At 66.6% G+C, this 17,431-nt stretch carries 20 protein-coding genes; 10 read left to right on the top strand and 10 right to left on the bottom strand.

Annotated features, from left to right (window positions below; translation table 11 throughout):
• Positions 1–2: 2 nt before the first annotated feature.
• Together JQX13_RS14450 and JQX13_RS14445 are read right to left on the bottom strand one after the other, a co-directional pair.
• A complete protein-coding gene (locus JQX13_RS14450) occupies positions 3–284 on the bottom strand; it encodes a hypothetical protein (protein ID WP_203409599.1) in 282 nt (93 codons plus the stop codon).
• Positions 285–327: 43 nt separating this feature from the next.
• Positions 328–669, bottom strand: a complete 342-nt coding sequence (locus tag JQX13_RS14445; protein ID WP_203409598.1) for a hypothetical protein — start codon at positions 667–669, stop codon at positions 328–330.
• Between the two features lie 75 nt (positions 670–744).
• On the opposite strand from JQX13_RS14445, the gene JQX13_RS14440 reads away from it, so the two are divergent.
• From JQX13_RS14440 to JQX13_RS14410, 7 genes are all read left to right on the top strand, one after another.
• Positions 745–897, top strand: a complete 153-nt coding sequence (locus JQX13_RS14440; protein WP_203409597.1) for a hypothetical protein — start codon at positions 745–747, stop codon at positions 895–897.
• A gap of 16 nt (positions 898–913) precedes the next feature.
• Positions 914–3,451 carry a hypothetical protein gene (locus tag JQX13_RS14435; RefSeq protein ID WP_203409596.1) on the top strand — a complete coding sequence of 846 codons (2,538 nt, stop codon included), beginning with the start codon at positions 914–916 and terminating at the stop codon, positions 3,449–3,451.
• 188 nt (positions 3,452–3,639) lie between these two features.
• Positions 3,640–4,314 carry a hypothetical protein gene (locus JQX13_RS14430; RefSeq protein ID WP_203409595.1) on the top strand — a complete coding sequence of 225 codons (675 nt, stop codon included), beginning with the start codon at positions 3,640–3,642 and terminating at the stop codon, positions 4,312–4,314.
• On the top strand, positions 4,304–4,465 hold the full coding sequence (locus JQX13_RS14425) for a hypothetical protein (RefSeq protein ID WP_203409594.1): 162 nt from the start codon (positions 4,304–4,306) through the stop codon (positions 4,463–4,465). The genes JQX13_RS14430 and JQX13_RS14425 overlap by 11 nt, the downstream gene beginning before the upstream one ends.
• Before the next feature lie 59 nt (positions 4,466–4,524).
• A complete protein-coding gene (locus JQX13_RS14420; protein WP_203409593.1) occupies positions 4,525–4,923 on the top strand; it encodes a hypothetical protein in 399 nt (132 codons plus the stop codon).
• Between the two features lie 206 nt (positions 4,924–5,129).
• Positions 5,130–6,557: a multicopper oxidase family protein gene (locus JQX13_RS14415; RefSeq protein WP_239014750.1), complete on the top strand. Its 1,428-nt coding sequence runs from the start codon at positions 5,130–5,132 to the stop codon at positions 6,555–6,557.
• Between the two features lie 77 nt (positions 6,558–6,634).
• Positions 6,635–6,835 carry a hypothetical protein gene (locus JQX13_RS14410; RefSeq protein ID WP_203409592.1) on the top strand — a complete coding sequence of 67 codons (201 nt, stop codon included), beginning with the start codon at positions 6,635–6,637 and terminating at the stop codon, positions 6,833–6,835.
• A 152-nt stretch (positions 6,836–6,987) separates the two neighbouring features.
• Here JQX13_RS14410 and JQX13_RS14405 read toward each other — a convergent pair whose 3' ends face one another.
• Together JQX13_RS14405 and JQX13_RS14400 are read right to left on the bottom strand one after the other, a co-directional pair.
• Positions 6,988–7,998, bottom strand: coding sequence for a hypothetical protein (locus JQX13_RS14405; RefSeq protein WP_203409591.1), 1,011 nt, complete (start codon positions 7,996–7,998; stop codon positions 6,988–6,990).
• Between the two features lie 230 nt (positions 7,999–8,228).
• On the bottom strand, positions 8,229–8,828 hold the full coding sequence (locus tag JQX13_RS14400) for a short chain dehydrogenase (protein ID WP_203409590.1): 600 nt from the start codon (positions 8,826–8,828) through the stop codon (positions 8,229–8,231).
• Between the two features lie 108 nt (positions 8,829–8,936).
• Here JQX13_RS14400 and JQX13_RS14395 point away from each other — a divergent pair, with 108 nt between their 5' ends.
• On the top strand, positions 8,937–9,857 hold the full coding sequence (locus JQX13_RS14395) for a LysR family transcriptional regulator (protein ID WP_203409589.1): 921 nt from the start codon (positions 8,937–8,939) through the stop codon (positions 9,855–9,857).
• Between the two features lie 561 nt (positions 9,858–10,418).
• Here the strand turns inward: JQX13_RS14395 and JQX13_RS14390 are convergent.
• On the bottom strand, positions 10,419–10,745 hold the full coding sequence (locus JQX13_RS14390) for a hypothetical protein (RefSeq protein ID WP_203409588.1): 327 nt from the start codon (positions 10,743–10,745) through the stop codon (positions 10,419–10,421).
• A 227-nt stretch (positions 10,746–10,972) separates the two neighbouring features.
• Between JQX13_RS14390 and JQX13_RS14385 the strand changes: the two genes are divergently transcribed.
• Positions 10,973–11,749, top strand: coding sequence for a class I SAM-dependent methyltransferase (locus JQX13_RS14385; protein WP_203409587.1), 777 nt, complete (start codon positions 10,973–10,975; stop codon positions 11,747–11,749).
• Positions 11,750–11,804: 55 nt separating this feature from the next.
• On the opposite strand, the gene JQX13_RS14380 is transcribed toward JQX13_RS14385, so the two are convergent.
• From JQX13_RS14380 to JQX13_RS14365, 4 genes are all read right to left on the bottom strand, one after another.
• Positions 11,805–12,086, bottom strand: coding sequence for a hypothetical protein (locus JQX13_RS14380; protein WP_203409586.1), 282 nt, complete (start codon positions 12,084–12,086; stop codon positions 11,805–11,807).
• Between the two features lie 227 nt (positions 12,087–12,313).
• Positions 12,314–13,081 (bottom strand): polysaccharide lyase, encoded by a 768-nt coding sequence (locus JQX13_RS14375; protein WP_203409585.1) that lies wholly within the window; start codon positions 13,079–13,081, stop codon positions 12,314–12,316.
• Positions 13,082–13,172: 91 nt separating this feature from the next.
• A complete protein-coding gene (locus JQX13_RS14370; RefSeq protein WP_203409584.1) occupies positions 13,173–14,063 on the bottom strand; it encodes a DUF3626 domain-containing protein in 891 nt (296 codons plus the stop codon).
• Positions 14,064–14,076: 13 nt separating this feature from the next.
• Positions 14,077–15,777, bottom strand: coding sequence for an erythromycin esterase family protein (locus JQX13_RS14365; RefSeq protein ID WP_239014749.1), 1,701 nt, complete (start codon positions 15,775–15,777; stop codon positions 14,077–14,079).
• Between the two features lie 876 nt (positions 15,778–16,653).
• Here JQX13_RS14365 and JQX13_RS14360 point away from each other — a divergent pair.
• Positions 16,654–16,944 carry a hypothetical protein gene (locus JQX13_RS14360; RefSeq protein WP_203409582.1) on the top strand — a complete coding sequence of 97 codons (291 nt, stop codon included), beginning with the start codon at positions 16,654–16,656 and terminating at the stop codon, positions 16,942–16,944.
• An 18-nt stretch (positions 16,945–16,962) separates the two neighbouring features.
• Here JQX13_RS14360 and JQX13_RS14355 read toward each other — a convergent pair whose 3' ends face one another.
• Positions 16,963–17,394, bottom strand: coding sequence for a GFA family protein (locus JQX13_RS14355; protein WP_203409581.1), 432 nt, complete (start codon positions 17,392–17,394; stop codon positions 16,963–16,965).
• Positions 17,395–17,431 lie beyond the last annotated feature (37 nt).

The following is a 17,431-nucleotide window of genomic DNA, read 5'->3' as shown; positions in this document are numbered from 1 at the left end:
GCTCACTTCCCGCCGCTCCAGCCCAGGAGCCAGTAGACGACGCCCGCATCGCGATTGGCCTCGACCCGGACCAGGGCCGGCCCGGCCCCCGCGACGATCGTCGGCTCACGCGGGTTCGTCTCGTCAGGGAAGAAGACCCACCGGCGGCACTCCCGCGCCAGGGACCGCGCGCTCTTGTAGGACCGGGGAGGCCGCTTGACGTACCAGAGCTCGGCCTCCGCGTACCCCACCTGACGCTCCCGCGTGGGCAGCGGGAATCGCGCCAGTGCCTGGAGGGCGGACACCTCACAGGAGCGAAACGCCTCTGTGAGCGCCCAGAGAGGGCCGCTAGGCCTGGACCGTGTCGCTCCAGCGCCCGGGGTGGAGCTCGAGGGCCCTGACCTTCACGGGGGCGGAGAAGCTCAGCGTGAGCTCTCCGCGTATATCCCGGGCATCGGGACACCACGCGGTGTTCGCGTTGGCATCCAGCACCAGGCTGACCTTCGCGCTCGCGGAGCTGGCCTTGACCTGAGAGAGCACGGGCCGGGAAGCCGTGTCCGCGGCGGCCCCCTGCCTGACGGGCGCCAGGAGCCCGAGGAGCAGGAGCACCCGAGTGAGCCCCGGGTACCACGAGGAGCGGGGCCATGGCCGTACCCCATACGGCAACAACGGGCACACTCGCGGGTGCATGCGCAGGTCCCTCCAGGTAGAATCTAGCGTCGGGGGCGGCATTGAATTACTCGGAGCCTCCAGGGGGGAAGCGACATGCCAGGTTCAGGCGAGTCTCTCGAGGGCAAGGCGTTCGAGCAGAAGCTCGCGGATGGATCATCAACCCGCAAGGGCAAGATGAACGCCACCGGGAAGGTACAGGTGGACGACGTGAAGCCGGGCAAGGTCAAGCTGACCTTCCCGGAGTGAGGGGGGACGCGATTCCATGGCACACAAGCTCTTCCGGCTCGGCCTGCCACTGGGCAAGCAGGACACCGTCATCTTCAACCCGAAGAACGAGGCGGACCAGGCCGCCCTCGCCGCGCTCTACAAGAACAACGAGGAGGGTCCGGGGGGTTGGTATCCCATCGGACTCAGCCAGACCTGGCACAACGGCATCCACCTGTCGTCGCCCGACATCACGACCCTGGTGCGCAGCATCGCGCCGGGGCGCATCGTCGCCGCGCGTCTGCGGATGAAGGGCGGTGAGGCGCCAGCATCGCCGAAGGAGTACCGCTTCGGCGGCCCCCAGTTCGTGCTCATCCGGCATGAGTTGAAGGTGCTCGAGAACAAGTGCGCGACCGAGAGGGATCCGACGAAGTGGACCTTCCGGGACGTGAAGTTCTACTCGCTGTACATGCACCTGCATCTGCCCGAGGCCTCGACGCGCAACATCCCCTGGCTCACGAGCTTCCTGCCCTTCCTCGGTCCCCAGCCCGAGGCGGACGCGAGCGGACCTTCCCGGCAGTTCGTGCGCATCGACGTGGAGCGGGACGGCTACAACAAGCCCTTCGGCCTCAACTTCCACGGCAAGCCCGTCAAGAAGAAGGGAGGTGCCCTTTCCCAGGGCGCGCGGCTGACCATCCTCAAGAAGGGAACGCTCCTGGAAGTGCTGACCCCCACGGAGGAAGAAGCCCCGTTCGCCGAGTTGGGTTACACCAAGGTCAAGGCGCCTACCGAGGGGAACAAGGAGGGGTGGGTCCGTTCGGATGACAAGCAGCTCGCGCCCCTCCCGGAGTTCAGCGCCCAGGTCGAGGCCCTCACAAAGGGTGGCTGTGCCCGGCTGGACTATCCGGTCTCCGCCGGGGAGTGCATCGGGCTCGTCGGGGCGGTGAAGCCCCACGGAGGGATGGTGCACCTGGAGGTGTTCTCCGAGGAGAACCTCATCGAAAAGGACGATCTGTCCCAGTGGCACCTCTTCGAGGGCGACAAGGACGACGATCCGCTGTGTGAAATCCAGGGGCTTCCCAAGGAGCTGGAGCCACTGGCCTACAACTCCTCGGCGCTCCTCACCAGCGAGCAGGTCAAGAAGGCCTTCACCGAGCTGGGCGACACGCAGCGCCAGTTCCTGCGCGCCAGCATCACGCGGAACAACTCCTTCTGGGCCGTCGAATGGAAGGATGTGAAGAAGAACAACGAGGGATGGGCCAAGGAGTTCGACCTCACGGATGACGATGTGAAGGACGCCACCGCGCTCATGTGGTGGAAGGAAGCCAAGGACGCGGGCGTGGCGCTGCCGGACAAGCCCTTCGTCTACCATTACCACCCGCTGGCCCTGCTGGAGTATCTCGCGGCACGCCTGCCGCAGGCCCCTCTCTTCTACGTCGAACGCAACGGAGAGGAGTTCATCGTCGTCAAGCCCAGCGAGCTGAACAAGAAGGAGAAGGAGAAGGTCTACGTCTACGACACCGGGGAGGACAGCTGGCTGCTGGGCATCCAGGAGGGAAAGGGCATCGTGCGCCTCTGGATTCATCCCGGGGGGCAGAACCTCTACGAGCTCCTCGTCAAAGGCGAGGCCGCGAGCCATGTCCCGTCCCTCGCAGCGGACATGAAGTCCGTCTGGGCCTCGCTCTGGCGCAGCGAGGGTGCGCTCTCGGGCGTCAATACCTGGGACAGCTCGTTCCTCTCCTTCGGGCCCTTCCAGCAGACGATCGGCAGGGACGACGAGAAGGGGGAGCTCTCGGGAGCGTTGGATTACGTGAAGAACCACGAGAGCGGGAAGGAGCTCTTCAAGAAGTACTTCCAGGATCACGGCTTCGACGTCGCCAACGTCAGTGGCCCGCAGGGGATGAGGACGGGCCAGGCCGTGGTGGATGGCAAGGTCCTGAAGACCGCCGCGGACAAGGAACTCCTGCGCGAGTTCATCTGGGCCTATCGCTTCGTGAAGGCCATGAGGGATCCCGCTTTCAGCAAGCTCTTCCTGGAGGCGGGCTTCAAACGGCTCCAGCTGCTCCGCAACCTGGAGCACGACTTCGGCAATGGGCAGAAGTTCAAGCTCTCACAGATCCACAAGTCCGAGCTGGCCCAGGCGCTCCTCCTGGATGCGCACATCAACCGGCCGGCCTTCCTCTCCAAGGCGGATGCACCGGCGGCGCTGGGAGAGGGACTGTGGATCCAACCCGCGAAAGATGTGCTCGGCAAGCTCGAGAAGAATCCCCTGGGGTCCGCGGGATTCAAACTGGAGCACATCACGGCGGAGCACGAGTTCGAGATGATCAAGTCCATCATCCAGCTGCGCAACAAGAGCAGCATGACGACTCCCGCCAAGAGAGCCGCCTTCATCGTCCTCTGCGTGCAGGGGTTCGACGCCAACGACGATGTGGCGAAGGCCTGTGGCTATGCGAGCAGGGACGATGTCGTGAAAAAGGCAGAGGATAAGGAGGCCGGACAACACAAGTACGGCTTCCTGGGCCGGCCGCCCATCATCAAGAAGGCCGCGGAAGAGAAGAAAGAAGCCCCCGCTCCCGTCGCCGCAGGTGGCTGAGCAGGAGTACGCCTTCCATGGTCACGAACATGCCAAGAAGAGGTGAGCCCGTGAGGGATCGGTCTGTTGGGTGTCCACGGAGTATCTGGCTGTGCGCGTTCCTGGCCCTGTTGCTGATCGCGAAACCCGCGAGTGCCGGGGCCGAAGCGGAGGCCCCCCCCCTCAAGACGCCCCAAGTCCCCTCGTTCATGAAGCCACGCGGGACGGGCAGCGTGGAGACGTGGGCCAGGGATTTCGCTGAGGAAGAGGGGTGGAAGACCGAGCCCGAGCTCGTGAAGAATTATTGGCACGAGCAGCGGCGGTTACGGGACAGGCAGCTGGGGCTGTTCATCCTGGGACGCTTCCAGCAGTTGGGTGTGCCGCTAGGGGGAGAGCACGTCTGGATGCTGTTGTTCCGCGCTCCTTCCGGGCGGTGGAACCAGAGCCTGGGACCGCTCGAGACCCAGCCATCCTACTCCAACACCACGGAAGTGAAGGTGCGCGCGGTGGACATGAAGCTCCTGGGCAAGCGTGGGGAGGCACGCCGGCTGCTCTGGATAGAACTCGAGAAGGAGATTGCCGAGTACCTCGAGAAGGTCGACGACTTCAGGAGGGAGATCACCCGCTACGGGCATGTCTTCCAGGTGGGGAAGGATGGCTCCATCCAGTGCGTCGCCACCGACATCCCCCTCTCCCTCACGGTGACGGTGCAGGGCCGCGAGGAGTCGAGCTCCTCGCTGAAGGTGACGTTCCCCCGGCCAGCGGTGATGAAGGTGGAGGCCTCCTCCCCGAGCCTGCCCCCTGAACAGGAGAAGTGGGTGGGAGAGTACGACGTGAGCGGTAGGTCCCCCGAGCCCTCGAAGGAAACCGGCCATGGCGGATGACAAGAAGAAGCAGGAGAAGAAGGGTGAGGAGAAAACGGTCCTCAAGGCCACGCCGAGCGAGGGGAGCAAGGAGGGCCTTCAATTCGAGACGGGCACCCCCATGCAGGTCGTGCTGCTGACACGCAAGCGTAAGTTCCTCTTCTCCCAGTGAGCGCTCACGAAGCCCGTGGGTTGCGGCCGGTACTCGACCCACGTATAGGGAGGGGCACCGTGTCGCTGGCTCTTCGCATCTTCACGCTCGCGCTTCTCCTCGGTTGGCAGGCAGTCGCCAGCGGAGTGGGGCTCGCGCACTTCTGTCCGAAGCAAGCCGCGACGAGCACCGCCTGCACCTGCCCGCACGATGGGAAGAAGGCGGAGACGGCCTCACACGACGACGGGACGACGTTGCGCAAGGATTGCTGCGACGCGTTGGAGCGGGATGTCCCCGCGCCAGTGCTCGTGGATGCCTCCAACCACGCAGCGCCCCTCGTGGTCCCACCGGCCCCGCCGCCGATGTGGCACCCCATCACGGCCCCCGAGAGTGGTGGCCGCCTGTCGCTCGCCCTCTGGGACACGCCCCATGCCCAGGGGCCACCCGTCTTCCTCCGCATCCGCTCGCTCCTCATTTGAGCTCTCCCGGCGCGCGCACCGGGTGCCTCGTCTTCCCTTCGCCGTAGCGAGAGGAGGCTCGAGGCTCCGAGCGCCGTGCCGAACGGGAGAGGAGTGGCCTGGCGCATCCTCGCCAAGCTGCCCCTCCGCCTGTCGAAAGCCCTGAGGGGCCGGGCGCGAGTTCCGCTCCGGCCAGCCATTCCCTTCCGCTCTGGAGCGCGACTCACGTGTTGACACCTTCCCGGTGCGCGCGAGCCCTCGTGGCCGCCGCATTCCTCCTCTTCCATCCGGCTTGCCCATCGGGCGAGAAGAAGCCGCCCCAGGCCGAGCAGGCCCTGCGCGAGTTCGAGGGCGCATACCCGCTGGAGGCCCGGCCCGTCGGCACGGTGCGGACCTTCGACCTCGTGGCCGAGCCCACCGAGGTGCCGCTCATCAATGGGCAGGCGCTTCGCGTCTGGGCCTACAACGGCCAGGTGCCGGGGCCGCGGTTGCGCATCCGCCTGGGCGAGACGCTGCGGGTCCGCTTCACCAACCGGCTGCCGCAGGAGACCACCATCCACTGGCACGGCGTGCGGCTGCCCAACGCCATGGACGGCGTGCCCCATGCCACGCAGAAGCCCGTGCGGCCGGGAGAGACGTTCGTCTACGAATTCACCCCGAAGGACGCCGGCACCTTCTGGTTCCACCCGCACGTGCGCAGCAGCGAGCAGGTGGAGCGAGGCCTCTACGGCGTGCTCATCGTCGAGGACGCCGAGCCGCCGCCCTACACCCGCGACGTGGTGTGGGTCATCGACGACTGGCTGCTCGACGAGACGCGGCAACTCTACCCGCGCTTCAACACCCGGCATGACCTCGCGCACGACGGGCGGTGGGGCAACGTCATCACGGTGAACGGGCGCACCGGCGAGGTGTTGCGCGTCCACCCGGGCGAGCGCATCCGCTTGCGTCTGCTCAACGCCTCGAATGGGCGCGTGGTGGCGCCGGACTTCTCGGGCCTCCAGGCCAAGATCATCGCGGTGGATGGGATGTACCTGCGCGAGCCCATCGACCCCTCGCGCTTCGAGCTCGCCCCCGGCAACCGCGTGGACCTCGACCTCACCTTCAACCAGCTCTCGGGCGAGCCCCTGCGCATCATCGACCGGTTCTACGCACGTCAGCCCAACCCCCTCGCGAGCATCGTGCTCGAGGGCGACGTGGTGGACACGCCGGCGTTCGACTCACCGGCCCGCGCCCACGTGCCCGTGTGGAAGGAGGGGCTCGCGGTGCCGGAGCACCACACCTTCCGGTTGAACGCACGTGGGGGTGGCCCGCTCGGCATCGAGTGGACCATTGACGGCAAGGCCTTCGCCGGACACGCGCACGCACACGGGGCGGGCCTGACGCTGAAGCAGGGCCAGTTCTACCGGCTGCGGTACGTGAACGAGTCGGCGCGCCTGCACCCCATCCACCTGCACGGGATGTTCTTCCGGCTGCTCGCGCGCGATGGGGTGCCGGTGAACGAGCCATTCTTCCGGGACACCGTGCTCGTCCACGGACGCGAGGAGGTGGACATCGCGCTCGTACCCACGGACGTTGGCAGTTGGATGATGCACTGCCACATCCTCGAGCATGCCGAGGCCGGCATGATGACAATGATTGACGTCGAGAAGGACTGAGTACCGGACGTCGGGATTCCAACCCGTTATTGAAACCCGTATCGCGGCCGTCGTCTCAGGACGGCGTGGAGAACCCAATGGAAGAAGTGATCATCGTCTCCTTGATAGGCCTCGTGGTGTTTGGTGGCCTCTTCCTGCTGCTGTGCCCGGAGTGGTGGAGCACGAGCCTGGGCACGCTCAAGGAGAAGAAGCCGGCGGGAGACAAGCCGGCGGCGAAGACTCCGACGGAGAAGACGCCGGAGGCCCCCGAGGCCGGCGCGAATCAGAAGACGCGGTAGAACAGCCCGCTCTGGAGGCGCGCGCCGGTGAGCGGCCCAGCCACTCCGAAGTGCCCCTGGAAGAGTGCACTTCGGAGAAGGCCTGCAGGCGCCCCGCGGTTACCTCGGGCCCGAGTATCTCGGGCTCGGGCCGCGGAAGCACCTCGCGCCCGTCACGGGGCCTGGTAGACGACGAGGACCTCAGGCACGGGCACCTTGTTCGGGGAAGGGTCCTCGAAGCCCTGGTGGAAGTACTGGGCGTCCCCCCCGCCAGCGAGCTGCACGGTCCACTGGGCCCCGAAGTCATTGGCGAGGATTTTGTGCGCCTCGTTGAGTGTCAGGGCGGGCATGGGAGACGTGGGGGTCGTGGACGTCAACAGGTAGACGACATCCTGGTCCTTCCCCTCGGCCCAGGCGCCATCCTTTCTCTTCGAGCCAATGAAGGACCGATTCGTCCTACGAGTTGCGTCGCCGTAGAGCGGGTGGAAACCAACGAGTGCGTCGAAGTAGCCCGAGAATGCATTGTTCACCGGGGTTGCACCCGCCTGGCAGGCCACGTCGAAAGGGCGGATGGCAGCGAACTGCTGGCCCGCGGCTCGGGGATCACTCAACCCGAACATCCGCTTGGCGCTGCTCCCATCGTCCATGTAGTAGCAGACGGGATCATTCCCGGTGGTGGTGATGATGCCCCACTTCTTCTCCGCGAACGACAAATGCGCAGTCGCGGCAGCGGTCGGCATGGTGAATGAACCGCTGGTGACGCTGAACAACTGAGCGATGGGTGGCACTGTCGCGTTGCCCAGCTTGATCCAGTTGTACCACTCTTGTGCCGTGCGCTTGACGAACAGGGTTTCGGATGTCCCGATGGGCGAGCCCGGCGCGACTTCGCTCATGATGCGCATCTTGGCGCCAGCCGCGAGGTCGACCACCTGGACGGTGATGTGCTTGAAGTTGCCGTAGCCGTCTTTCGCCCTGCACAGGTAGACGCCCTTCCCCTGGGCATCCAGCTCCCAACGATAGATCTCCGGGTGGATCGACTGGGACGGGCAAGGAGACTGGGCCTGGGCAGCACCGGCGAAAACGCCCAGCGCGACCGCGACGAGAGTGGAAAGGCCCGAGCGGCGCAACCAGGACGCACTGCCGTGCCGTGGTTCATTGGTTCGACGACGCGAAGAAAGGAGCATCTATCCGTTTCCTCCGGTTATGAATGTATCGAAAAGCGGGCCAGGCCCGCCCCCCGCACTCATAGTAAAACGCCCGGAACGAATTGGAACATGAATTTTCTGTAGCAATGCCTGACATTGGGGAGGGTGACAGCTTCGTGGGAAGAGCGCACCCTCGCGATGGATGGACTCTGATGCTCGAAGCCACGCAGGACGCTCCGCGTGCGCCCGAACGCTTGCTCCACCGCGCATCAGAAGACGCGGTAGATCTGCCCGGTCTGGTGGCCCTCCACGCTGCGGCTGTAGCCGAGGGCCACACGGGCGGCGGGGACCGCCTCGAAGCCTCGGAAGAAGGGGGCGAGCTGAGGCAGCGATTCCTGCACCACGTTCGGGCTGACGAGGTTGATGCGCAGCCCCCGCGGCAGCTCGATGGCGGCCCCGCGCACGAAGCCCTCCAGCGCGGAGTTCACCATGGAGGCCGAGCTGCCATTGCGGATGGGCTGCTCGGCGACGATGCCGCCCGTCACGGTGATGGAGCCTCCGTCGTTCAACCAGGCGCGGCCGATCATCGCCAGGTTCACCTGGCCCATCAGCTTGTCGCGCAGGCCGATGTCGAAGTGCTGCTCGGTCATCTCCTCGAGCGGAGCGAAGTGCAGGTTTCCAGCGGCCGAGACCACCGCGTCCACGCGGCCCACCTGCTCGAACATACGGCGGATGCTGGCGCTGTCGGTGATGTCCACCGTCACGTCCCCGCGGCTGCGGCCCGCGCTGACGAGGGTGTGGCGGGAGCCCAGCTCCCGTGCGACCGCGCTTCCGATGACTCCGTGAGCTCCGACGAGAAGAACCTTCATGACTGCCTCCGTTTTGTTCGATGATGCGAACCAATGCTCAGGTGCCATGGAGAATGCGCCTGGGAAGCCCGGGGATAAACGGGCCCTGGGCGGAAACACTGTTCGCGGATGAAGACAATGTTCGGACGGTTCGATCAGTCGCTGGCCTTCGTCACGGTGGCGGAGCTGGGCAGCTTCACGCGAGCGGCGGAGAAGCTCGGCTGCTCGAAGGCGCACGTCAGCGAGCAGGTGGCGGAGTTGGAGAAGGCGCTGGGCGTGCAGCTGCTGCACCGCACGACGCGGCGGCTGGCGCTGACGGAGGCCGGGCGGCTCTATCTCGAGTACTGCCGGCAGTTGCGCGAGGTGCTGCTGGAAGCGGAGCGAGCGGTCTCGGCGACCACCACGGAGGTGGGAGGACGGCTCCGGGTCACCGCGCCGACGACGCTCGGGGAGACCTTCCTGCCCGAGCTGGTGTTGGAGTTCCAGGCCCTCTACCCGCACGTCGAGGTGGAGCTGGACTTGAGCGTGCTGCGCAGGGACCTGGTGGGGGAGGGGTATGACGTGGCGCTGCGCACGACCCGGGCGCTGGAGGAGCACCTGGTGGCCCGCCCGCTGGGGGTGGTGCGGGAGGTGGTGGTGGCGAGCCCGTCCTTCCTGGCGGCACATGGACCGCTCGACACTCCCGCGGCGCTGGAGAAGGTCCCGTGCATCCACAACCCGCACTTCCGCGATGACGCGCTCTGGCTATTCGAGCGCGAGGGCCGCACGGAGACCGCCACGGTGGGCGGCCGGTTGCGGATCAGCCTCTACAGTGCCATCCGGCGCGTGGCGCTGGCGGGGGCCGGAGTGGTGCGGTTACCGCTCTTCCAGGTGCGAGAGGATCTCGAGTCCGGCGCGCTGGTGCGCCTGTGCCCCGGGTACGAGCTGGTGGCCATGCCGCTGTACCTGCTCTACCCGGCGCGACGGCACCAGCCGCTGCGCACGCGGGTGTTCATCGACTTCCTGCTGCGCTGGTTCGAGGCACCGGAGCGCCGCGCGCTGCTCACCTGAGAAGGCGCTCTCGCCGGTCCTCGAAAACGAATCGGGGAGGAGCCGCCCCCAGCAGCAGCTCCCCCGACCCGTTCCCCAACCCACTTCCCCCGAAGTGTCCCTGCCCCGACCCGCCCGTCCTACCCCGACCCGCCCGTCCTGCCCCGACCCACCCACCGACTTCTCGCCAGAGGGCTATAGCAGTCCGCGTGCCAGGGTCTTTCCCGCCCGAGTCATCGTGATTCCAGGGGTTTACGTGCTGGTGGTGGGCAGGACCGCCCCCGAGGGCAGTAAGCCTTACGGCCTTGGACATCCCATCCCCCGGAGGCTCGAACCGGCCGAGTCGCTGGCACGCCAGACCGGGGTGGGCACCACGCCCGGCAAGTTCGCGCTGGGCCCGCGAGTCACTGGCCCGGATGGCGGCCGACCCTCACTCCGGCAGGCGATGATCCGCGAGGCATTCACGGTGCGCGAGCCGCTCGAACCCGCACCACCAGGGCAGACACGACCTGCTCGCGGGCGGTCACGGGTGCTCCGCGCCCGGATGGGCCGGGTCCAGGAAACGAGCGCCTCGCGCGGCGCCTACGGTGGCGCGGGAGAACCCTCGGCACCCGTTTCCGAGTCGAGGAGCTCGTCGGGAAGGGTGACGAGAACACGGCCGATCCCACACACCACGACGCGCCTCGCCTCTGGGTCCAGGTAGAGCCGCACGCAACAGCCCTGTACGTAGAAGCGCAGCCCCAGGTCGTCCTGGTAGGTGAACTGCTTCCACCTCTCGTCATCCGGAGGCCAGAGCGCCGCCAGTTCCGCGATCCGCGCGAGCATCAAGTGGATGGTCACGGACGTGTGCCGGGGCAACTCCTCCATCAAGGCGAACAGTTCATCAGACAGGTCGATGGAATAGGACATGCCCGCACAGTGAGGACCGTCCACCCGGACAAGAACTGTACAAAGAGGCCATGGACACCCCCACGAGGCCTTCGCGGAGGGGACTCACGCTCGTCCCTTCGCACTCCTACCAGCCTGAAGCGGCGCGCTCCTCGACTCCTGGTCAACAGTTCCAGGGAAGCCGCACGCGGGGAGGGCCCTCCACTCTCGAGACCACGGCAGATGCAACTCCGTATACAATAGCGCGCATGGGAACGACGGACGCGCGCACGGAGGGGGCCCGGCGGATGTGGGGCCTCGGGGACTACACGGGACTGGCCGAACGACTCATGCCCGCGTCACGGGCCCTGCTCGAAAGGGTGGAGCCGGTCGCGGGGCGGCGGGTGCTCGACGTGGCCGCCGGCACGGGCAACGCGGCCTGGCTCGCCGCCGAGCGGGGCGCGCGGGTGACGGCGTGCGACCTGTCGCCCCGGATGGTGCAGCTCGGACGGGAGCGGACGGGGCCGCGCGTGGAGTGGCTCGAGGCCAACGCCGAGGACCTGCCCCTGCCCGCTGGCGTTTTCGACGTGGCCCTCTCCGCCTTCGGCGTCATCTTCGTGCCGAGGCCGGAAGTGGCCCTGGCCCAGTTGCGCCGGGTGCTGGTGCCCGGAGGCGTGCTCGCGCTGACGGCCTGGACGAATGATGGATTCATGGCGCGGATGACCGACGCCCTGCGCCCCTTCCTGCCGCCCTCGGACGGGCCGGACTCGCTCAGCTGGGGCAGGGAAGCCCAGGTGCGCTCCTGGCTGGCCGAGGGCTTCACCCGCATCGAGGTCCAGCGACGCACGTTGCCCTGGCACTTCGATTCACCCGCCCAGATGACGGCGTTCCTCGTGGAGCACTCCCCCATCCACGTGGCCCTGGGACAGCATGCGGGGGAGCGCGCCGGAGAGCTGTTCGCGGCCATCGAGCGCGTGGCGTCGCCCGATGGCGGGCCCGTCCGGCTGGAGGCGGAATATCTGCTCGTGAGCGCGGTGGCGGCCTGAGCACACCCGGGACGCGAAGACCCATGGCGCCTGGACGGGGGAGCGATCTTCCCCCTCACTCGGAGGGAGCCCAGCGACCTGTCTCCTCCGGGGAACCTCGCTTCTCCGTCTCCTCGTCCTCCGTGGAGACCACCGCGTAGACCTTGTCCGAGGCCTCCTGCTCGCCCGAGGGGGCCTCCGCCCGGGTCGTGGCGCTCTTCGCGCCGGTGGTCTTGCTGATGGGGGCATGGCCTCCGCCCGGCGGCGCGGTTCCCCCCGCGACCTTGGTGGAAGGCGGCCCACCCGCTATTCCCTGAGTGGGTCCAATCTTCGAGTTCGGTGCTCCGCTGTCTGGCATGGCGTCCTCCGAGTCCCTTCAAGGTTGGGCCTCGCCGCGTCCGGGGGCACCCGGGTGCGCGTTCCCGAAGTGCGTCAGCCCGAGGAGCGCCTCGACGAGCGCCTTCCGGCCCCCCATCCATGCACCCGGGTGCTCCGACGTCGGAGCACCGCCATTCCGCCCCTTCTCGCTCCCGACTCCGATCCTCCAAGGGCCCCGCGCTGCCGGAGCCGGGAGCGGGCGCGGCGCTACCACTGCGCGGGGTCGGCGTCGGCGAAGGTCGTGCCCGCGCCGATCTCGTCGAACCAGATGCTGCGCGTCCCCTGGCTGCCCTGCATGTACCCGTCGTCGTGCCAGCCATTCGCGTAGAGGCCGACACGGAACTGGAAGTACCGGTCGTCGGCGACGGTGGTGCTCAGGTTGTACTGCTCGAGCACCTTCCGGCCGTCGAACCACAGCTTGTAGAAGCCGGTGCCGTCGCTCGCCCACTTCGCCTGGATGATGACCTTGTGCCACTCCCCGGCGGTGACGGTGGCGAGGTTGCCGAACGTGACGGTCTTCTGATTGCAGACCGTGCCCTGCTTCACACGCGTGAAGAGCTGATTGCCCGAAATCCAGACCATGCTGGACGGCATGTAGTCGTCACAGCCGGTATCTCCGAAATCCGCGATGAACTGGGCGAGGTTGAACGACTGCGGTTGGAATTGCCAGTCCTGTTGCAGCCGGAACGCGAAGCCGTAGAAGCCGGTGTCACCACGACGGTACACATTGTTCTTCACGACCTCCGAGTGGTAGCGGCCGCTGTAGGAAGGGTCATAGACCTGCGTCACCTTGATGGCGGTGGGGCCCTCGTAGGTGACATTCGTCACCTCGTTGACGGAGCCCTTGTGCTCCCGGTTGATGGAGTTCCAGCCGGAGAGGGTTCCGGTGTTGTGGAAGATGACGGCGGCGTGCGCGACCAGGCCGAACGTGAGCAGGGAGCCACCAACAGCGACGCCAATGCTTTTGAGTTTCATGGAATCTCAGAGGGGCGAGGGGTGAACGGAGACGGGACCTCGTTCCGGTCACAGTGGGACCGTGACCGGGTCGTCAACCAGGAAAACCTGATCAACGCGCGGAGTTATACCGGTCCGATATGCCAGCGGCATCCCCCTTTCGAGTGAGGTTGCCACCAAAGCGCGCCACGTAATGCCAGACCCGCTTCAGCGCCTGTTCGTCGTACCGTCCCGAGCGCGCCGCCTCGCCCAGTTCGTTCGGTGTCAGATAACCGTTTCGCATCAGTGACAGGCCCAGGTCGACATAGGCCTGTCCCCGGTAGTCAGGGTGCGCTCGCAGCGACGCCGCTGATAGACGAAACCCGGAATGCCACTCCACGGGACAGGGCAGCCGGAGCGCGGAGACTTCGACGGAGGTGCCGCGATAGCAGGGGTCCAGCACGAGCGCTTCGACATCACGCTCCAGTGACAGCGGGCCGTGGATGTGCGCTTCGATGTAGTCGTCCAGCGGCTCCTTGTCATCGGCTTCCGCCAGGGAAATCAATGACATCCGCTCGGAGACCCCGAAGTGGGCGGGGTGGAAGAAGCTGTCGGGGTAGCAGAACGTGGCCCGGTCCAACGTGTCCTCGGTCAACCGCAGGTACGCGGAGCCGAATCGCGGCGAGCCGCCCGTGTCCCGTCGACGGAAGTTCAGGGAGCCGTACTTGGGGCGCTCACCTGGCGGCACGGCATCGTAGGCGCCGCCGAACATGCGGCTCTCCCAGTGCCAGCGGTCGCCGCCGGGATGGGCCGTCAGCCCTCCATTGCTGGTGCCGGTCTCGAACTGTGAGCGGTAGACCCCTTCCGCGCCGAGAACCTCCAACAGCGGACGCCCCTGATACAGGCGGTCGGGATGGAAGTGCAGGGTGATCCGCAGCGAACGCTCGAGGGCCCCGCCCTCGGCCAGGGCCGACACGTGGGCCAGCGCCCGGGCCTGGGGAGAACCGGCGGGAAATCGCTCCATGGGCATCCACGCGTCAGGGATTGGGCCGGGCACGCGTGGTGCGCTCCACGAATAGCAGGCCGTCGTAACACTCCAGGGCCCGGACCGAGCCCACCGCCGGGTAGCCCTGGTCCGAGTAGATGAAGCCGATGTCGTGCGTGGGCTGGGTGCGGCGCCACCACTCGTACGCGGGTCCACTCCGTGGCAGCGCCCGGAGATCCACCGCCAGCAGAGGCCCACCCGCCCGGGCAAGCACGTCATCCAGCGAGCCCTCGGGCGACGGAGTGACGGAGAACTCCACCATGCCCTTGCGCCCTGGAGGTGGGTTCGGGTCCATGTTGAAGGCCTGGAAGGCGCCCTGGCGGAAGGCGAAGCCAAAGACATACAGCTGCTGGCCGAGCGCCTTCGCGAGGTGCCTCCCCATGGGCATGTCCAGCCACTCGCCCGAACCCCGCTTCACGTGCCCGTTGTGCGCCCACACCACGGCCTTCGTCCCGGGCCCATTCCACTCCAACAGCCAGAGCAGGTTCTCCGCCATGGCCCGATCCCGGCCCCCGTTCTCCTCGCGGAGGAGGTGACCCAGGTACTGGCGCAGCACCCGGAGGTTCTGTCGCGCCAGGGTCCACGCCTCGGGGCTCGACTGGCGGGTGTAGGGCTCGCGCTCGCGCTCGAAGCGTTCGGCGAGGGTGTCGAGCACCTGTCGTATCTCCTGGTGGCGCTCCCTGGGGAGCCGGAGGAAGGCGCCCGCGTTGCGCTCGGTGAGGGGGGCGAGTGACGTCTGGATGGGGGCGACCTGGGAGGGGTCCACCTTCGACAGATAGGCCACCACGTGGGCCACCGCCGCGGGCGAGTACTGCATGTCCACACCCTGGAGCCGGAGCTTCTTCGTGTGCGAGGGGTTTTCGTTGTAGCGGCGCATCCACCGCACGAGCTCCAACACCTCCTGCGTGTCCCACGTCTCCCCCTTCAAGAGTTGCACGGGGTCGCCGCGTCCGGTGAGGACGTAGTCGTCGAGGGCGAGCATCTCGGCGAAGTTGCTTTCGAACGCCATGACGGTGAAACCCATCCGCGTGACGAGGAACTCGAAGAGCCGGTGCTTGAGTTGGAAGAACTCCCGGGTGCCGTGCGTGGCCTCGCCCAGGGCCACCACGCGCACATCCCGGAGCACGGGCTGGAGTGGCACCATGTCCTCGAAGCCATGTCCCGCCTCCGCGGACTGGAGCATCAGGGCGTTCTGCGTCAACCAGGCCACGGCCGCCTGTCGCATCGACTCATCCGCGACCCGCTCCAGGGCCACGACGACAGGCTCGCCCGGACGCGCCACCTGCTGCATCCGCGTCGTGAAGCCCGGTGCCGAGGCGATGAGGCTGTACGTGCCATCGCGTGCGGTCTCCAGGTGGAAGCGGCCCGAGGAGGAGGCCGAAGGGAAGGCGACGTCATCGTAGGGCATGCCCGCCCGGACGACGCGCAGCTCCACGCCGGGGATGGGCGCTCCCGCCTCGTCCACCACGGTGGCCTCCCAGGAGATCCGCTCCTCGGGTACACGCAGGACCCGAGGGGCCCCGGATTCGCCCGCCTTCACCTCGATGCGCTCCGTGAACAGGACGCCTCCCCTTGGGGTGACGGCGGAGAGGCCATACCTGCCAGGAGCAAGGGGTCTGAGCTCGAAGGTGCCTCGAGGCCCCGACCGGACGAGCGCCACCGGGGCATCCGTCCGGAGGTTCCAGGCGGGCACGAAGGGAATCAGAGCGACCCTCGCACCTTCCAGTGGAGTTCCATCAGCGCCCAACACGACTCCCGAGAGCGATGGGCCCTCCGGGACGGTCTGGGTCCGAGACGGAGGGCGGACCGAGGAACAGCCCAGTCCCCACAGGAGCAGCAGAATCCACGAGGCGGTGCGCATCGGTGGCACTCCAAGACGAACGGGTGTCGCACTTCAAGGCGAACGGGTGGAGAGAGGGTCACAGCAGCGGCGAGGGGAGAGACGTTGTCCTTCAACCAGAGCTCGTCATCATAGAGGCGATAGTCCGCGTTGAACACGAACTGCCCTCCGATCCGCTGCATGACGATGATGTTCTCGTCGTAGTACTCTGGGTGAATGCACCCTTACATGAGCTCTGTCGAGATTCGAAACCTGCTGCACTTGGATCCCAACGTATACCTGCACTACACAGACAAGGCAGGTCTCGATGGGATCCTCGCCGAGCGGGTGATCCGTACGAACAGTAAGCTCCATGTCTACTTGACGCGAGACCCGTTCAGCACTTCCTGCGGTGGGTAACAGCCTCTTCATTGGGGCATCTACACACGCGGGACGCGGCTCGCACATCCTGGTCGTGCGGCTCGATCAAGGAATCAAGGTGGAGCGTACCAGTTACTACGAGTACCGCGTCCATCACACGATCAGCTTGAGAGCACGTGGACAACAGGACCCGCTTCTTCATGCGGGCGTGAATCCGTTTTGATGTCCGAGACAGAGAAGCCGCGGAGCAGGTGACGCAGCTGCGGGGGCGACCTGGGTGGAGGCCGCATGCCCATCCTCCTACCGGAAGACGAAGCGGACCGTATCTCCTACTCGCCGAGGCCCGCTTTTGCGCGAAGAAAACCCGGGATGCCATCATCGGTGCGCATGAACAACCCGGCTCCCGACAAGAGCAAGAGCATCGTCATCGTGGTGATGGCCACCGTCGCATGTGGGGTCGCCGGGTTCCTCATTCCCCTGGGCATCGGCCTCATCATGGACATCCGGGAGGGAATGCACGGCCCCCTCGGGCTGATCGGCCCCCTCCTCGGCGCCAACTTCGGAGCGTTCATCAGCCCGGTGGCGGCCGTCGTCGGAGGTGTCGTCGCGGCGCTCTTCGTCTTCATCAAGCGCCCCGTGAAGAACGCACCTCCGCGCTGATTCCACGGACGTCATGGGCTATGCGCCATCGGGCCCGGCTGTCGTGACGTATTCCTCGTACTGTGGCAGGTCATCGATAATCGTGAACCACGGCGCCTTCGAGCCGACGAAGATGTGCTCGGTCGGGCGGATGGTGGGCGCGTCGACGAGCGATCCCATGGCGACGTGAACGAACTGGCCCTCGCGGACGACTGAATAGAGGAACGAGCCGCACACCTTGCAGCGCATGTCGCAAGCGAGTTCCTCGCCAAAGCGCATGAGGTTGTTCTCCCCCTCGGTGATGCGCAGCTTGTTCCGCTCGATACCCGCGAACGGCTTGAAGGCCGAACCCGTCGCCCTCCGGCAGTTCGAGCAGTGGCAGTTCGCTGCGTAGACGAACTCGTCCGCGACCGCGTAGTGAACGGCTCCACATAGACACTTTCCGGTGAGCGTGCGGTCTGGGTTTGTCACAAGGTCCTCCGGTCAAGATGAGCTGGAAGTGATGATT

It is taken from the genome of Archangium violaceum, assembly GCF_016859125.1.
In the GTDB taxonomy this organism is placed as follows: Bacteria; Myxococcota; Myxococcia; order Myxococcales; family Myxococcaceae; genus Archangium; species Archangium violaceum_A.
The sequence above is the reverse complement of the archived record's forward strand: the minus strand, read 5'-3'. Positions and strand labels throughout refer to the sequence as shown.